The sequence below is a fragment of the Micrococcus sp. APC 4021 genome, assembly GCF_030407635.1.
GTDB classification, from domain to species: Bacteria; Actinomycetota; Actinomycetes; order Actinomycetales; family Micrococcaceae; genus Micrococcus; species Micrococcus luteus.
This window is the reverse complement of the sequence record NZ_JASDCZ010000056.1, coordinates 1-14,212: the sequence shown is the minus strand read 5'-3', so window position 1 is coordinate 14,212 and position 14,212 is coordinate 1. Positions and strand designations below refer to the sequence as shown.

Sequence of the window (14,212 nt, the reverse complement as noted above, 5' to 3'; positions counted from 1 at the left end):
TGCGGTCATGTCCACCATCATGACGCACGCCCCGGACGCGTCAGCCGTGAGCGGACGCCGGCGGCGTCACAGGGGGAAAGACGACGCCGCCGGGCGGGTCCGGCTCAGTCGGCGGCCAGGGCGGCGGCCAGCATCTCCTCGGCGATGAGGGTGAACTCCTTGCGCCCGGCCTCGGGCCGGCCCACGAAGGAGACCATCACCACGGCGTCGGAGGTGACGGCGGTGAGCACCTGGGCCGTGAGCTGGGGCTCGGACTCCGAGGCCACGGTCCGCTCCCACACGAGGGCGGACTGCGCCGGCGTGCCGTCGGACAGCGGCGCGTCGGAGACCTCGAGGCGGTAGTCGACGGTCGCGTCCCCCTCCTGCACGGTCATGGTCATCTCGCGGCAGTCGGCGCGCAGGGCGTTGACGGTCTGGAGGTGCCGCTCGACGTCCTGGCGGCCCTGGCCCGTGAGCCGGGCGACCTCCACGGTGCCCGTGCCCGTGAAGGTGTCGGCGCCGACGTCCACGCGCGTGGCCTCGGCCTCGTCTAGGGCGATCGGGGAGAAGTCCAGGGCGGTCAGCGGCGCCTTGCACTGCGCCGGCTGCACGGTGGTCCGGTCCGCGTCCGCGCGCCGGTCCCGGGAGTCCTCGCGGGCCGCGTCGATCTCCTCCGCCGTGGCGGCCCGCTGCCGGACGAAGCCGAACGTGGCCGCACGCTCGGCCGCGGCCTGCGCCATGCGCTCGTCCTGACGGTCGCCCAGGCCGAGCCCCTCCGGGGCCGCCGACTCCGTGGGCGCCGCGGTGCCGGCGTCGCCGTGGACTCCGTCCGCGGGCGCGGACGCGGCGGCCGGATCGCCGTCCCCGGCCCTGCAGCCCGTCAGGGCCAGCAGGCCGGCGGCGACGGCGGCCGCGAGGCGCAGCCGACCACGCCGGGGCGCGGCCGGGCGGCCGAGGGGAGGGAGGAGGTCAGCGGACATCACGGGCCTCCTCGGGGCCGGTGGAGGAGTCACGGGCCACGGGCTCGGCGCCGCTCGGGGCGTCGGTGACCGGGGTGCCGTGCATGCGGGCGTACATCTCGTTCCAGCGGCGCAGCTCCGCGTCGCCGTCGCGGTCGGCCTGCCGGTCCAGCCGGACCGCGTTCTTGCGGTCGCTGCGATACCAGAGCACGGCCACCATCACCGCCATCATCACGGTGGGGAACTCGCCGATGCCCCACATCACCGCGCCGCCGATGCGCTGGTCCTCGAGGGCGGTGGGGCCCCAGTCGCGGCCCATGTTGCCGAACCAGGACGCCTGCATCAGGCCGGTGGAGGAGGTCATGGCGACGCCGATGAAGGCGTGGAAGATCATCGTGGCCATCAGCAGCACGAGCCGCAGGGCGTACGGGGGCCGGCGCGGCAGCGGATCCGAGCCGATCATGACCAGGGCGAACAGGAACCCGGTCAGCAGGAAGTGGACGTTCATGAACTCGTGGCCCACGTGGGTCTCCAGCGAGAACCGGAAGAAGTCCGTGTAGTAGAACACCAGGATCGAGCCGGCGAAGTTGACCCCCGCCACGATCGGGTTCGTGATGAACCGCCCCCACGGGGAGTGCACGATCCACAGGATCCACTCGCGCGGGCCGCGCGTCCCGTCCGTGCGGGACGGCAGGGCCCGCAGCGCCAGGGTGATCGGCGCGCCCAGGACGAGGAAGACGGGGCTGAGCATCGTCAGCGTCATGTGGCCCACCATGTGCGCGCTGAACAGGACGCGGCCGTACACGGCCGGGGACCCGGAGGTCGCCCACAGCAGCACGGCCAGGCCCGCGAGCCACGCGACGGTGCGCAGCACGGGCCAGCGGTCGCCGCGGCGGCGCAGCTGCCACACGGAGCGCAGGTACCAGAGGGTCAGGAACGCGATGATCGCGACCCACAGCCAGTCGAACCGCCACATCGTGATCCACCGGGCGCCCTCGAGGGCCGGCGGCAGCTCGTAGCCGGTGAGGATGCGGGCCGGGGAGGCGTCCGGCGCGATCTCCTCCGGCACGGGCGGGGCCGTCCGGGAGAGCACGGAGGAGACGCCCATGACGGCGCCCATGATCACGGCCTCCACGGCGATGAGCTGCCACAGCAGGCGACGCGCGGGGGCGGGGCTGGGACGGTCCGGACCGGCGTCGAGGCGGGGGATCACCCACCGGCGGTGCAGCAGGCCGATCAGGCCGAGGCCCAGGGCCGCCAGGAACTTGGCCGACACGAGGATGCCGTAGGGGCTCAGCAGCTGAGCCGGATCGTCCATGCGGATCGACGCGTTGACCACACCGGACAGCGCCACCGTGACCAGGCCCAGCCCGGCGAGCACGGAGTACCGGGTCAGGACCGTGTGCAGCAGGGGCGCCGGACCCTGCCGGCGCAGGCTGCGGCCCCGCCCCTGCGCCCCGTTGGGCCCGACGAGGGTGTCCGAGATCGCGACGAGCACGAGCAGTCCGCCCACCCACACGACGACGCCGAGCAGGTGCAGGCCGATCGAGTTCACGGCGCCGTTGTGGTCGTCACCGCCCGCCGCGTGCCCGATCAGGGCCAGGGGCACGAGGGCGAGCATCGCCAGGATGCCGGTCCAGAACAGGCCGTTGTGGGAGCGGACGGCGATCGCCAACGTGGTCACGACGGCGGCGATCACGGTGACCCAGAACCACGCCTGGCCCACCGAGATGCCGACCACGTAGGCGGCCAGGCCGTCCGTGAAGCTCTGCCCCGCCGTGACGGGGACGCCGGCGAGATCCGAGTAGGACAGCACGCCGACGGCCAGCGCGGCCACCGTCCACACGCCGGCGCTGACGGCGGCGATCTGCATCACGCGGGTGAACGCGGGGTGCTCGGGCAGCGGTGCGGCGTCCGCGTCCTCGCGCCGCTGCCGGGCGGAGCGGTGCCACCGTTCCGTGCCCGCCGCGTGCGGCGGCAGGACCCCGGCCGCGAAGATCAGCGCGGCGATGGTCAGGGACATCGCCACGTTGGAGACGAGCTCCCCCACGGGCACGCCCCAGCGGGTGATCCACCCCGGGTCGGAGAGCTGGCGCGCGGCGGTGACGCCGGTCAGCCAGCCGGCGGCGGCGAGGCCGGCGGCTCCCGCGGCGGCCACGAGCACCCAGAGCCACCGGGGCACGCCGACCGGCCCCGACGGACCGGGGCGGGCGGCGTCGTCGTTCTCGGCGGGGTGGCTGCCCCGGGCGGGGGCGGTGGCGGCGGACATGGGGTCCATCCTCTCAAAGCATGCGGACGCCCGAAGACGGCGGGAGCGGCCCCGCCGTCGTCGGGCCCCTGGGTCAGGCGAACAGGGCGTCGCCCACGAACCCGCCCTCGGCGCAGCCCGGCGGGATCGCGAAGACCGCCGAGCCCACGGGCACGGTCCACAGGTTCAGGTGGTCCGACTCGGCGAGCCGGGCCTGCACCGGGACGAACTGCCGGTCCACGTCCGCCTGGTAGGCGGCGAAGATCAGGCCGGAGCCCGCCTCCAGCGCCCCGCGCGGGTCGTCGTAGTTGTAGCCGCGGCGCAGCATCCCGTACTCCGGCACGTCCATCCGGGCGCGCCGCAGGTGGGAGATGTCCGGGATCACGGGGAACCCGGCGGGGCCGAGCGCCGCGAAGTCCGGCTCGTCGTGCTCCTGCTCGCCGGTGAGCGGCGCCCCGGTGCCGAGGCGACGGCCGATGACCTTCTCCTTGGCCGGGCGGTCGAGCTCGTCCCACGTGTCCATGAGCATCTCGATGCGCCGGATCACCACGGACGTGCCGTCCGCGATCCACGGGGTGACGCCCACCTGCTCGGCGCCCACGCCCCACACCACGCGGTCGAGATGCGGGGTGTCCGCCGCCGGGTTGCCGGTGCCGTCCACCTGCCCGAAGAGGTTGCGCATGGTGGTGCCGGTGGGATGGGCGCCGCGGGCGGAGCGGAAGCCCTCCTGCACCCAGCGCTCGGTGGCGAACGGCCGGGCCGCCTTGAGGAGCATGCGCCGGGCGTGGGCCACGGACATCCGGTCGTCGCCGCAGATCTGCAGCAGCAGGTCGCCGTCGCTGAACGCGGGGTCCAGGCGGTCGATCTGCTCGAACGCCGGCAGCGGGCGCAGCCAGGCCGGGGCCCGGTCCGGGGCCACGCGGCGGACGAGCTCCGGGCCGAAGCCGAACGTCACGGTGAGCCGTGCGGGGGCGGCGGCGAGCTCCGGCTCGGTGTCCGCGATCGTGGCCCGGCCCTGGGTGAGGCGCGCGGCGTCGTCGGTGAGCAGGCGCAGCATCCGCTCGATCCCCAGCCGGTCCGTGTCCGGGAGCAGGTCGAGGGCGAGGAACACCGCGTGGGCCTGGGCCGGGGTGTCGACGCCGGCCTGGCGCGGCCCGTGGAACGGCACGGTGTCCGTGCCCACGGGCGAGCTGACGGCCACCCGGGCGGACTGGCCGCCGGGCTCGGCCCAGCCGGCCCGGCCGACCTCGCCCTCGATGCCGGTGTCGCCCATGACCTCGGAGGGCGAGGCCCCCGCCCCGGCCGCCCCCGACGCGGCGGGCGCGTCCGGGGTGGCCGAGGCGTGGCCGGCGCCGTAGCCGAGCGCGGTGCCCAGCAGGCCGCCGCCCACCGCGCCCGCCCCGAAGAGCAGGCCGCGGCGGGAGGGCCCGGCCGGGAGGGCCGGGCGGGCGCCCTCGCGCCCGTCCGGCCCGTGGTGGTCGTCCGGCCGGCCGGCGGGGTCAGTGGTCGGCATGGTCCTCCGATTCGTGGGCGTCGCCGCCGTGGTACGACTCGTTGGCGCCGGTGAAGGGCCGGACCACGGAGGTGACCTCGAGGGTGGAGCCGTCCTCCAGCTCGAGGTCGTAGGTCACGTCCTCACCCGGCTCGATCGGGTCGGTCAGGCCCATGAACATCACGTGGTTGCCGCCCGGGGCGAGCTCGAAACTCCCACCCGCGGGCACGGTGAAGCCGTCGGGGCTCTGCTGCATCACCATCTGGCCGTCCTCACCGGAGACCATCTCGTGGAGCTCGACCGTCTCGCCCAGCTCCGAGCGGACGCCGACGATGTGCAGGTCCTGGTCCGAGGAGTTCTCGAGCATGCCGAAGGAGCCGGTCATGCCCTCCTCGGTGGCCTTCGTCCAGGGGTCGGTGATCGTGAGGCCGGCGGCCTGGCCGTCCGCGGTGGACGCGGCCGACGAGGCGCCCGTGGCCGGGGCGACGCTCGAGGCGTCCGACGCGCTCGGGGCGGAGCCGGCGTCGTCTCCGGCGCAGGCCGTCAGGCCGAGGGCGGCGACGGCGAGCACGGCGGCGGCGCCGAGGCGGCGAGGGGCGCGGGGGGAGGTGGTGGTCATGTCTGCGGGGTTCCTTGTCAGGCGGGCGCGCGACGACGCGCGGGGCGTGCGGGCGCGCGAGGGCGGGGCCGGTCCCCTCCGGGGGCCGGCCGGGGATCAGAGGTCAGCGGCCGTCGTCGAGGTGGCCGAGCGCGCGGGCGCGGCGGCCCATCAGGAGGAAGGCCACCACGAGCACGGCCAGGCCGGCGATGCCGGCGACCCACACCCAGGCGGGCAGCGCGTCGGAGTCCGCGGGCTGCGCGGCGTCGGAGGCGTCCGCCTGCGCGGTCGCCTCGGCCGAGGCGGCGTCGCCCTGACCTGCCGTGGCCTCCGGGGAGGCGGCGGTCGAGGCCCCGGCGACGGCGGTGCCGCAGCCCTGGGGCGCGGTGCCGGCGGCCGGTGCGGCCGGGTCGTCCACCGCGAAGTCGAACGAGCGCTCCTCGGAGTGCCCGTCCGAGTAGACGACGCGGTAGGCGACCTCGTAGTCGCCGTTGGGCAGCCCCTCGCACAGCGGCGCGGAGAAGGTGGGGCCGTCCACGGTGCCGGCAGCGGACTGCCACTGGTTGCCGTCGGCGTCGCGGACCTGCAGGAGGTTCTGGATGCCCTCGCCGTCGATCAGCTCGCCACTGAAGGTCAGTGAGACCTCCGACGGCGCCGTCGTGACGGTCTCGTCGACGGCGGGGGCGGTGCGGATGAGCTCGTCGTGCGCGGCCGCGGGGGCAGCCCCGGCGACGACGAGGGCGGGCAGCAGGGCGAGTCCGGCGGCGGCGCGAGCAGCGCGGCGGACAGGGGTGGTCTGGTGATGCATGGTGGTGTCCTCACGGGTCTGCCGCTGTCCCGGACGGGAGTCGCGGGCGGACCGTTCCGAAGGGTCGTCGGGCGCGGTCGGGCCTCGAGACGCGGACGGAGCCGGCGTCCTCAGGCCGCGAGGGCGAACGGCGGGCCGCGCCGCCCCGGAGAGCTGAGGAGGGCGAGGGACGTCGCCGGACGGAGCGCCGGCGGGACGGGGACCCGGACGCGGGCCGGCGTCGGCAGGGGGCCGTGCGCGGCCGGCGGCGGGCAGACGGCGGCCACCACGCGTTCGGCGATGGTGAGCACGAGGGCCTCGCCGCGCCGCAGCACCAACACGGTGAGGACCGCGGCGATCACATGGGCCGCGAGCATGCGCAGGTCGGTCAGGTGGCCGGTGGGGGCGCTGGACAGGGCCTCCCCCGACGCCAGGAGGGCCCCGGTGCCGGGACGGGCGTGGCCGAGGTGGGCCGGGTCGACGCCGGCGGCAGGCGCCACGGCGTGGCCTCCGGCGGCGAGCCCGTACAGCACGTGGAACAGCCCCTGGGCGATCGCGACGGCCGCGGCGGTGCGCCACAGCGAGAGGGCGCGGCCCGCCAGGGCGGTGCAGAGCGGGGCGGCGAGGACAGCCGCGAAGGCGACCACGCCGACCTCGGGGAACCCGTGACCGGGCTCGGCGGCGGTGTGGAACAGCGCGGCCAGGGCGGTCATCGCCAGGGCCCCGGCCCAGCCCCGGGCCAGACGGGCCGGTCCACGCACGACGCGCGGACGGGGGTCCTCGAGGCCGGACGGGGCCCACGGAGCGGCGGCGACGGCGCTGCGCATGCCACGACTCCTCTCCTGACGGCCCCGGCCCACGTCGGCCGGACGATCGTCCGCCCATCCTACGCGGCCGCAGACGACGACGGGCGCCCCACCCGAGGGTGGGACGCCCGTCCCGCGGCGTGCGGCGTGGGTCCGGGGACCCGCACCGCGACCGGGATCACTCGGAGGCGGCGGCCTTGAGCTTGGAGCCGGCGGTCACCTTCACGGAGTGGCCGGCCGGGATGGTGATCTCCTCGCCGGTGCGCGGGTTGCGGCCGGTGCGCTCCTTGCGCTCGGTGCGCTCCACGGCCAGCCAGCCCGGGATCGAGACCTTCTCGCCCTTCTTGACCTGGGCGGTGAACACCTCGAAGAGGGCGTCCAGCACATCGCTGACGGCGGCCTGGGTGTTGCCGGAGCGCTCGGCGACGGCGGCGACGAGTTCCTTGCGGTTCATGGCCATGGGTCCTCCCTATGGGACGTCGGTTACGGTTCCCGGGCCGTTCGGACCGGGCTGCCAGTTGTGAACGTACCACCTCTCCGCGGGCGAATCGCCCCCTGAACCGCGAGAATCCGCGATTTCCCGTGACCCGGGTGGCCCTCATCCCCGGGGCACGACGACGGCGGCGCCCCTCCTGAGGAGGGACGCCGCCGTCGCGGTGGTGCCGAGCGCCCGGAGACCGGGCCTCAGGTCACCAGGAGGACTTGGTCACGCCGGGCAGCTCGCCACGGTGCGCCATGTCGCGAAAGCGCACGCGGGAGATGCCGAAGCGCTGGAAGGTGCCGCGGGGGCGACCGTCGATGGCGTCGCGGTTGCGCACGCGGACCGGGGAGGCGTCGCGGGGCAGCTTCTGCAGGCCCAGGCGGGCGGCCTCGCGAGCCTCGTCCGACGCGTTCGGGTCCACGAGGGTCTTGCGCAGCTCGAGACGCTTCTCGGCATAACGGGCCACGATGGCCTTGCGCTGCTCGTTCTTGGCGATCTTGGACTTCTTGGCCATCTCAGCGCTCCTCTCGGAAGTCGACGTGCTTGCGGACCACCGGGTCGTACTTCTTCAGGGTGATGCGGTCCGGGTTGTTCCGGCGGTTCTTGCGGGTCACGTAGGTGAACCCGGTGCCGGCGGTGGACTTCAGCTTGATGATCGGACGAACGTCCTTGTCCTTGGCCATGTCAGAGCTTCACTCCCTTCGCGATCAGGTCCGCCACGACGGCGTCGATCCCGCGCACGTCGATGGTCTTGATGCCCTTGGCGGACAGCGTCAGCGTGACGTTGCGGCGCAGGGAGGGGACCCAGTAGGTCTTCTTCTGGATGTTCGGGTCGAACCGGCGCTTGGTGCGACGGTGCGAGTGGGAGATGCTGTGGCCGAATCCCGGCCCAGCCCCGGTTACCTGGCAGTGAGCTGCCATGATCACTCCTCGTGGCAAGTAGTAGTAAAAGGACGGGCGGAACCCGCATGGCGGCGAGCCGCGGACCTGTCCGCGGACACCTGTTGTGAGCCCCGCCCCGGGTGTGGACACCGCACTCTTACTGCGACTTCTCGAAAAGGTGGACCAGGCTGGGTGAGAGCCAACCGAAGTTCCTTATGGGATCGCTGGTGTGGACGGTGAGCCCCGGTCCGCCCTGAGGGCGTCCCGGGATCCGGTCTGCGGGAGCGCGTTGCTTTTCCGACCCGCCGTCCGCCCGGTCACCTGACCGATGGAACGACGAGAACAACGCGGCGTGCGCCGTCCTATCTTACGCGAACCGTGGGCGTCGCTTCAACTCGACGGGGGGGCGCCTGTGGTATGCGCACGGTCCTCGGCTTCCAGGACCGCTCCGCGCGCGCCACGGCGCGGCCACGGGCGCTGGGCCGGCCCACCCCTCCGGCGTGGATCAGGCGACCGACGCCCCCAGGAGCGAGCCCACCGCGAAGGTCAGGCCGAGCGCCAGGGCGCCGCCGAGGACGACGCGCACGGCCGCCCGCAGCGCGGGCGCGTCGCCGAGCCGGGCCCCGACCCAGCCGGTGACGGCGAGGGCCAGGAGGGTGACGCCGAACGTGAACGGGACGCGGAGGCCCACCGGCGCCAGGACGACCGTCAGGAAGGGCAGCAGTGCGCCCACGAGGAACGCGAGGAAGGACGCTCCGGCGGCGGCCCAGGGGCTGACGACGTCCTCCTCCGCCATGCCCAGCTCCATGCGCAGATGCGCGGCGAGCGCATCCTTCTCGGTGAGCTCCCGCGCGGCGGCCTCGGCCGTGGCCCGGCTCAGGCCGTCCGCCTCGTAGAGCTGCACGAGCTCCTCCAGCTCGCCCTCGGGATCCTCCTCGAGCTCACGGCGCTCCTTGGCGATCAGCGACTTCTGCGAGTCGGAGGACGAGGAGACGGACACGTACTCGCCCAGCGCCATGGAGAAGGCGCCGCCGACCACGGCGGCGGCGCCGGCCAGCAGGATCGGGGTGAGCGCCGTCGTCGCGCCGGCGACACCGACGACGGTGGCGGCGACGGACACGATGCCGTCGTTGGCGCCGAGCACGCCCGCGCGGAGCCAGTTGAGGCGGGCATGCACGCCGCCGGAGGCGTGCGGCTCGTCGGGACCGCCCGGCGGGAGCTGATCGGCCCGGGGCGAGGACTGTTCAGACGTGTGCGACATGTCTCCATGGTCGCGGCGTGGGGCGGGGCGCGCCAGGCAGGTGAGGCGTTCCTTCGGACGGGGTGCCACGACACTCGCTCTTCCTGTTGCCAGGATTGTTCAACAACAGCTACCGCCTCCCCCAGCGCCTCGTGACGCCCGTCACCTCGCCCGGCGCCCTCGACGAAGGTGACCACCGTGTCCCACGCAGACATCCCCCACGCCGGGCCGGACGGCTCGACCCCCTCGGGCACCGCACCGAAGACGGACTCCCGTGCCGCGAGCGCCACCCGGCGCACCGCACTGCTCGGCGCCATGTTCCTCATGGCCACCTCGGCCATCGGCCCCGGCTTCATCACGCAGACCGCCACGTTCACCGTCCGGATGGGCGCCGCGTTCGCGTTCGCCATCCTGGTCTCGATCCTCGTCGACATCGCCGTCCAGATGAACGTGTGGCGCGTCATCGGCGTCTCCGGCATGCGCGCCCAGGAGCTGGCGAACCGCGTCCTGCCCGGCCTCGGCTGGGTCCTCGCCGCGCTCGTGTTCCTCGGCGGCATGGTCTTCAACATCGGCAACATCGCCGGCACCGGCCTCGGCGCGAACGCCATGCTCGGCGTCGACCCCCTGATCGGTGGCGGCGTCTCCGCGCTCATCGCGCTGCTGATCTTCCTCTCCAAGCGCGCCGGCGTGGCCCTGGACCGGATCGTGGTGGCGCTCGGCGCCGTCATGATCCTGCTGATGCTGTACGTGGCCATCACCTCCGCCCCGCCCGTGGGCGAGGCCCTGCGCCAGTCCGTGATGCCGGAGGAGGTCGACTTCTTCGTGATCGTCACCCTCGTGGGCGGCACCATCGGCGGCTACATCACCTACGCGGGCGCCCACCGCATGATCGACTCCGGAGTGAAGGGCGTGGACGACGTCCAGGACATCACCCGCAGCTCCGTGGCCTCGATCCTCGTGACCGGCCTGATGCGCGCCCTCCTGTTCCTGGCGATCCTCGGCGTCGTCGCCTCGGGCGCGGTGCTGTCCAAGGACAACCTGGCCGCCTCCGCCTTCCAGGCCGCCGCCGGCGACATCGGCCTGCGCATGTTCGGCATCGTCCTGTGGGCCGCCGCCGTCACCTCCGTGATCGGTGCGTCGTACACCTCGATCAGCTTCGTCACCCGCTCCACCACCAGCGCCCGCACCCGCAACCTGCTGACGGTCGCCTTCATCATGGTCTGCACCGCCCTCTACCTGGCCCTGCGCCAGGCACCGCAGACGCTGCTCGTGTTCGCCGGCGCGTTCAACGGCATGATCCTGCCGGTCGGCTTCGCCGCCCTCCTGTACGTGGCCTGGCGCCGCCGCGACCTGCTGCACGGCTACCGCTACCCCGGGTGGCTGCTCGTGATCGGCGCGCTCGCGTGGATCGTGTCCGTGTTCATCGCGGTGCGCGGGTTCATCCCCATGGTCGAGATGATCACCGGTGCCTGAGATGACCACGATGACGCCGCTGCCGCCGCTGGACGCCGCCACGACCCCCGCGCAGGCCCGCGAGCGGTTCCGCGCGGGGCTCGTGCGGCCGACCTCGGGGATCGCCGACGGCTACGCGCAGGCGAACCTCGTCTCGATCCCGCAGGACCACGCCTACGACGTCCTGCTCTTCGCCCAGCGCAACCCCAAGGCCCTGCCGCTGCTCGGCGTGTTCGAGGCCGGCGAGGTCAACGGCCCCGCGCTGGACGGCGACGTCCGCACGGACGTGCCGCAGTACGTGGTGTACCGCAACGGCGTCGAGACGGACCGCCCCACGGATCTGCTCGACGTGTGGCGGGACGACCTCGTGACGTTCGTGATCGGCTGCTCGTTCACCTTCGAGTCCGCCCTGGTGGCCGAGGGCATCCGGATGGCCCACCAGGACGCCGGCGTGAACGTGCCGATGTACCGCACCACGCGGCGCTGCGCCTCGGCGGGCCGCCTCTCGAGCCCGCTCGTGGTCTCGATGCGCCCCCTCCCCGCCGACCGCGTGGCCGACGCCGTGCGCATCACCTCCCGCTACCCCGCGGTGCACGGCGCGCCCGTGCACGTGGGCGACCCGGCCGGCCTCGGGATCACGGACCTGTCGGCACCGGACTTCGGCGACGCCGTCGAGGTCCCGCAGGGCCACCTGCCCGTGTTCTGGGCGTGCGGGGTGACGCCGCAGGCGGCGATCATGGAGTCCCGCCCGCCGCTGGCCATCACGCACGCGCCCGGGCACATTCTCATCACGGACCTGCCGGACCGGATGTTCCAGGTCCCGTGACCGTCGGGGCCCGGGCAGGCGGTCAGTCCCCCACGGCGGCGAGGTGCGCCAGGACGAACTGCTCCGCCTCGTCCAGGTAGTCGCCGAACATGGCGTGCACCGCGGGGAGGTCGCCGGCCAGCAGCCGCTCCACGATCCACCGGTTGCGATCCGCGAACTGCACGTGCAGGCGCGTCTGCTCGTCCATGGGGTGGAACGCCAGGCGCACGCGGGCCTGCACCGACGCCATGAGCCGCGTGAGCTCGGGGGCCCCGGCCAGGTCCACGATGCCGACGTGGACGCGATGGTTGGCGTCGCCCAGGACCCGCGCGGGGGTGTCCGGGCCGCCCGAGAGCAGGTCCCGGGCACAGCGCAGCTGGCGCGCCGCGCCGGGGGTGAGCTCACCGTGCTCGAGGGCGCCGAGCTGGATCACCCGACGCGTGCGGTACAGCCCACGCACGTCCTCCGGACCCGGCGCCGCCACGAACACCCCGCGGTGCGGCCGGCGCTCCACGAGGCCCTCCGAGGCCAGCATGGTGAACGCCTCGCGCAGGCTGTTGCGGCTGACCTGGAGCTCGGCGGCCAGCGCCACCTCTCCCAGTCGCTCCCCCGGCACGAGCCCGGCCGCCGCGATCCGCTGCCGCAGCTGTGCGGCCGCGGCCACGGGAGCCGGAGCCGGGGCGGACTCGCCGCCGCCGGCGCCGGGCGCGAGACCTTCCCCGGTGACACCGTCGCGCGCCGGCACCCTCACGCCCCCAGCCGGGCGATCGCCTGGCCGCGCGTCACCGAGGCCGGGGTCTCGGCCACGAGGAGCTGGATCCGGCCCGCACGAGGGGCACGGATCGGTGTCTCCATCTTCATCGCCTCGACGATCGCGACCGTGTCACCCTCGGCCACCTCGGCGCCGTCCTCGACCTTCCACGAGGCCAGGGTGCCGGTGACCGGCGAGGCCACCGCGCCGTCGTCGTCGGTCTTAGCGACGCCGGCAGCGCCGGCCGGAGCCGCGGCACCCGCACCGCCGCCTCCGAGGAGGGCCGCGTACAGATCGGCGGGCAGGCCCAGGCGCACGGCGCGGCCGTCCAGCTCGACGGTGACGGCGGTGCGGCCGCCGGCGGGCACCTCGGCGCCCAGGTAGGGGGACTCGGCCAGCGGCTCGGCGAACTCGGACTCGATCCACGTGGTGTAGACGCCGAGGCGGTCCCCCGAGGTGAAGGCGTCCTGCTCGAGCACGGCGCGGTGGAACGGCACCACTGTGGGCACGCCGTCGACGCGCAGCTCGGCCAGGGCGTCGCGGGCGCGGGCGATGGCCTGGGCGCGGTCCTCGCCCCACACGATGAGCTTGGCGAGCAGGGAGTCGTACTCGCCCGGCACCACGGAGCCGGTGCGGACGCCCGAGTCCATGCGGACCCCGGGGCCGGTGGGGGCCTCGAACGCGTCGATCGGGCCGGGCACGGGCAGGAAGCCGTACGCCGGGTCCTCGGCGTTGAGGCGGAACTCGAGGGCGTGGCCGCGCGGCGTCGGGTCCTCCGGGATGCTCAGCGGCTCGCCGGCGGCGACGCGGAACTGCTCGCGCACCAGGTCCACGCCGAAGACCTCCTCGGTGACGGGATGCTCCACCTGCAGGCGGGTGTTGACCTCCAGGAAGCTGATGAGGCCGTCCGGGGCCACGAGGTACTCGACCGTGCCGGCCCCGGTGTACCCGGCGGCGCGGCAGATCTCGCGGGCGGAGGTGTGGATGCGCTCGCGCTGCTCGTCCGTGAGGAACGGCGCCGGGGCCTCCTCCACGAGCTTCTGGTTGCGGCGCTGCAGGGAGCAGTCGCGGGTGCCGAGCACGGCCACGTGGCCGTGCTCGTCGGCGAGGACCTGGGCCTCCACGTGGCGGGGGCGGTCCAGGAAGCGCTCCACGAAGCACTCGCCGCGGCCGAACGCGGCCACGGCCTCGCGGACGGTCGCCTCGAACGCGTCCTCGACGTCGCCGAGCTCACGCACCACGCGGATGCCGCGGCCGCCGCCGCCGAAGGCCGCCTTGATGGCGATCGGCAGGCCGTGCTCCTCGGCGAACGTGCGCGCGGCGGCGGCGTCCGGCACGGGGCCGTCCGAGCCCGGCACGAGCGGGGCGCCCGCCTGCTGGGCGAGGGAGCGGGCGGTGATCTTGTCCCCGAGGGCGCGGATGGCGTCCGGCGACGGGCCGATCCAGGTCATCCCGGCGTCGATCACGGCCTGCGCGAAGTCGGCGTTCTCAGAGAGGAAGCCGTAGCCCGGGTGCACGGCGTCGGCGCCGGCGCGGCGGGCGACGTCGAGGACCGCGTCGATCTTCAGGTAGGTGTCCGCCGAGGACGCGCCCGGCAGGTGGAAGGCCTCGTCCGCGACGGCCACGTGCAGGGCGTCGGCGTCCGGATCCGAGTAGACGGCGATCGAGGCGATGCCGTGGTCGCGGGCGGCGCGGGCCACGCGCACGGCGATCTCGCCGCGGTTGGCGATGA

15 protein-coding genes are annotated in these 14,212 nt (G+C 74.4%); 2 read left to right on the top strand and 13 right to left on the bottom strand.

Annotated features, from left to right (window positions below; translation table 11 throughout):
- Positions 1-104: 104 nt before the first annotated feature.
- The 11 genes from QL983_RS06645 to QL983_RS06595 form a co-directional block, all read right to left on the bottom strand.
- On the bottom strand, positions 105-959 hold the full coding sequence (locus tag QL983_RS06645) for a hypothetical protein (protein WP_206450381.1): 855 nt from the start codon (positions 957-959) through the stop codon (positions 105-107).
- Positions 949-3,207 carry a cytochrome c oxidase assembly protein gene (locus QL983_RS06640; RefSeq protein WP_095353965.1) on the bottom strand — a complete coding sequence of 753 codons (2,259 nt, stop codon included), beginning with the start codon at positions 3,205-3,207 and terminating at the stop codon, positions 949-951. Before QL983_RS06640 ends, QL983_RS06645 begins: the two co-directional genes overlap by 11 nt.
- Positions 3,208-3,280: 73 nt before the next feature.
- Complete coding sequence (locus QL983_RS06635; protein WP_290151949.1) at positions 3,281-4,699, bottom strand: Dyp-type peroxidase; 1,419 nt, start codon at positions 4,697-4,699, stop codon at positions 3,281-3,283.
- A complete protein-coding gene (locus QL983_RS06630) occupies positions 4,686-5,297 on the bottom strand; it encodes a copper chaperone PCu(A)C (protein WP_069941939.1) in 612 nt (203 codons plus the stop codon). Before QL983_RS06630 ends, QL983_RS06635 begins: the two co-directional genes overlap by 14 nt.
- Before the next feature lie 103 nt (positions 5,298-5,400).
- Complete coding sequence (locus QL983_RS06625; RefSeq protein WP_069941938.1) at positions 5,401-6,084, bottom strand: copper resistance CopC family protein; 684 nt, start codon at positions 6,082-6,084, stop codon at positions 5,401-5,403.
- A gap of 110 nt (positions 6,085-6,194) precedes the next feature.
- Positions 6,195-6,890: a hypothetical protein gene (locus tag QL983_RS06620; protein WP_069941937.1), complete on the bottom strand. Its 696-nt coding sequence runs from the start codon at positions 6,888-6,890 to the stop codon at positions 6,195-6,197.
- Positions 6,891-7,047: 157 nt separating this feature from the next.
- Entirely contained in the window at positions 7,048-7,329 is a 282-nt protein-coding gene (locus QL983_RS06615; protein WP_002858339.1) for an HU family DNA-binding protein, read from the bottom strand.
- Between the two features lie 229 nt (positions 7,330-7,558).
- On the bottom strand, positions 7,559-7,864 hold the full coding sequence (gene rpsN / locus QL983_RS06610) for a 30S ribosomal protein S14 (protein WP_002858338.1): 306 nt from the start codon (positions 7,862-7,864) through the stop codon (positions 7,559-7,561).
- Position 7,865: 1 nt separating this feature from the next.
- Positions 7,866-8,033, bottom strand: coding sequence for a 50S ribosomal protein L33 (rpmG, locus tag QL983_RS06605; RefSeq protein WP_002858336.1), 168 nt, complete (start codon positions 8,031-8,033; stop codon positions 7,866-7,868).
- A gap of 1 nt (position 8,034) precedes the next feature.
- Positions 8,035-8,271 carry a 50S ribosomal protein L28 gene (gene rpmB / locus QL983_RS06600; protein WP_002858335.1) on the bottom strand — a complete coding sequence of 79 codons (237 nt, stop codon included), beginning with the start codon at positions 8,269-8,271 and terminating at the stop codon, positions 8,035-8,037.
- A gap of 466 nt (positions 8,272-8,737) precedes the next feature.
- Positions 8,738-9,493, bottom strand: a complete 756-nt coding sequence (locus tag QL983_RS06595; protein WP_069941936.1) for a VIT1/CCC1 transporter family protein — start codon at positions 9,491-9,493, stop codon at positions 8,738-8,740.
- A gap of 168 nt (positions 9,494-9,661) precedes the next feature.
- Here QL983_RS06595 and QL983_RS06590 point away from each other — a divergent pair, with 168 nt between their 5' ends.
- Positions 9,662-10,945, top strand: coding sequence for an NRAMP family divalent metal transporter (locus tag QL983_RS06590; RefSeq protein ID WP_020626121.1), 1,284 nt, complete (start codon positions 9,662-9,664; stop codon positions 10,943-10,945).
- Positions 10,938-11,750, top strand: a complete 813-nt coding sequence (locus tag QL983_RS06585) for a putative hydro-lyase (protein WP_230297328.1) — start codon at positions 10,938-10,940, stop codon at positions 11,748-11,750. Before QL983_RS06590 ends, QL983_RS06585 begins: the two co-directional genes overlap by 8 nt.
- A 22-nt stretch (positions 11,751-11,772) precedes the next feature.
- Here the strand turns inward: QL983_RS06585 and QL983_RS06580 are convergent, their stop codons facing one another.
- Positions 11,773-12,393 carry a GntR family transcriptional regulator gene (locus tag QL983_RS06580; protein ID WP_260840263.1) on the bottom strand — a complete coding sequence of 207 codons (621 nt, stop codon included), beginning with the start codon at positions 12,391-12,393 and terminating at the stop codon, positions 11,773-11,775.
- Between the two features lie 83 nt (positions 12,394-12,476).
- A complete protein-coding gene (locus QL983_RS06575; RefSeq protein ID WP_290151938.1) occupies positions 12,477-14,210 on the bottom strand; it encodes a biotin carboxylase N-terminal domain-containing protein in 1,734 nt (577 codons plus the stop codon).
- Between the last annotated feature and the right edge of the window lie 2 nt (positions 14,211-14,212).

Excerpts from the sequence above, each read along its gene's own strand:
- QL983_RS06645 (WP_206450381.1), bottom strand. The coding sequence starts at position 959 with ATGTCCGCTGACCTCCTCCCTCCCCTCGGCCGCCCGGCCGCGCCCCGG.
- QL983_RS06640 (WP_095353965.1), bottom strand. The coding sequence starts at position 3,207 with ATGTCCGCCGCCACCGCCCCCGCCCGGGGCAGCCACCCCGCCGAGAAC.
- QL983_RS06635 (WP_290151949.1), bottom strand. The coding sequence starts at position 4,699 with ATGCCGACCACTGACCCCGCCGGCCGGCCGGACGACCACCACGGGCCG.
- QL983_RS06630 (WP_069941939.1), bottom strand. The coding sequence starts at position 5,297 with ATGACCACCACCTCCCCCCGCGCCCCTCGCCGCCTCGGCGCCGCCGCC.
- QL983_RS06625 (WP_069941938.1), bottom strand. The coding sequence starts at position 6,084 with ATGCATCACCAGACCACCCCTGTCCGCCGCGCTGCTCGCGCCGCCGCC.
- QL983_RS06620 (WP_069941937.1), bottom strand. The coding sequence starts at position 6,890 with ATGCGCAGCGCCGTCGCCGCCGCTCCGTGGGCCCCGTCCGGCCTCGAG.
- QL983_RS06615 (WP_002858339.1), bottom strand. The coding sequence starts at position 7,329 with ATGGCCATGAACCGCAAGGAACTCGTCGCCGCCGTCGCCGAGCGCTCC.
- rpsN (WP_002858338.1), bottom strand. The coding sequence starts at position 7,864 with ATGGCCAAGAAGTCCAAGATCGCCAAGAACGAGCAGCGCAAGGCCATC.
- rpmG (WP_002858336.1), bottom strand. The coding sequence starts at position 8,033 with ATGGCCAAGGACAAGGACGTTCGTCCGATCATCAAGCTGAAGTCCACC.
- rpmB (WP_002858335.1), bottom strand. The coding sequence starts at position 8,271 with ATGGCAGCTCACTGCCAGGTAACCGGGGCTGGGCCGGGATTCGGCCAC.
- QL983_RS06595 (WP_069941936.1), bottom strand. The coding sequence starts at position 9,493 with ATGTCGCACACGTCTGAACAGTCCTCGCCCCGGGCCGATCAGCTCCCG.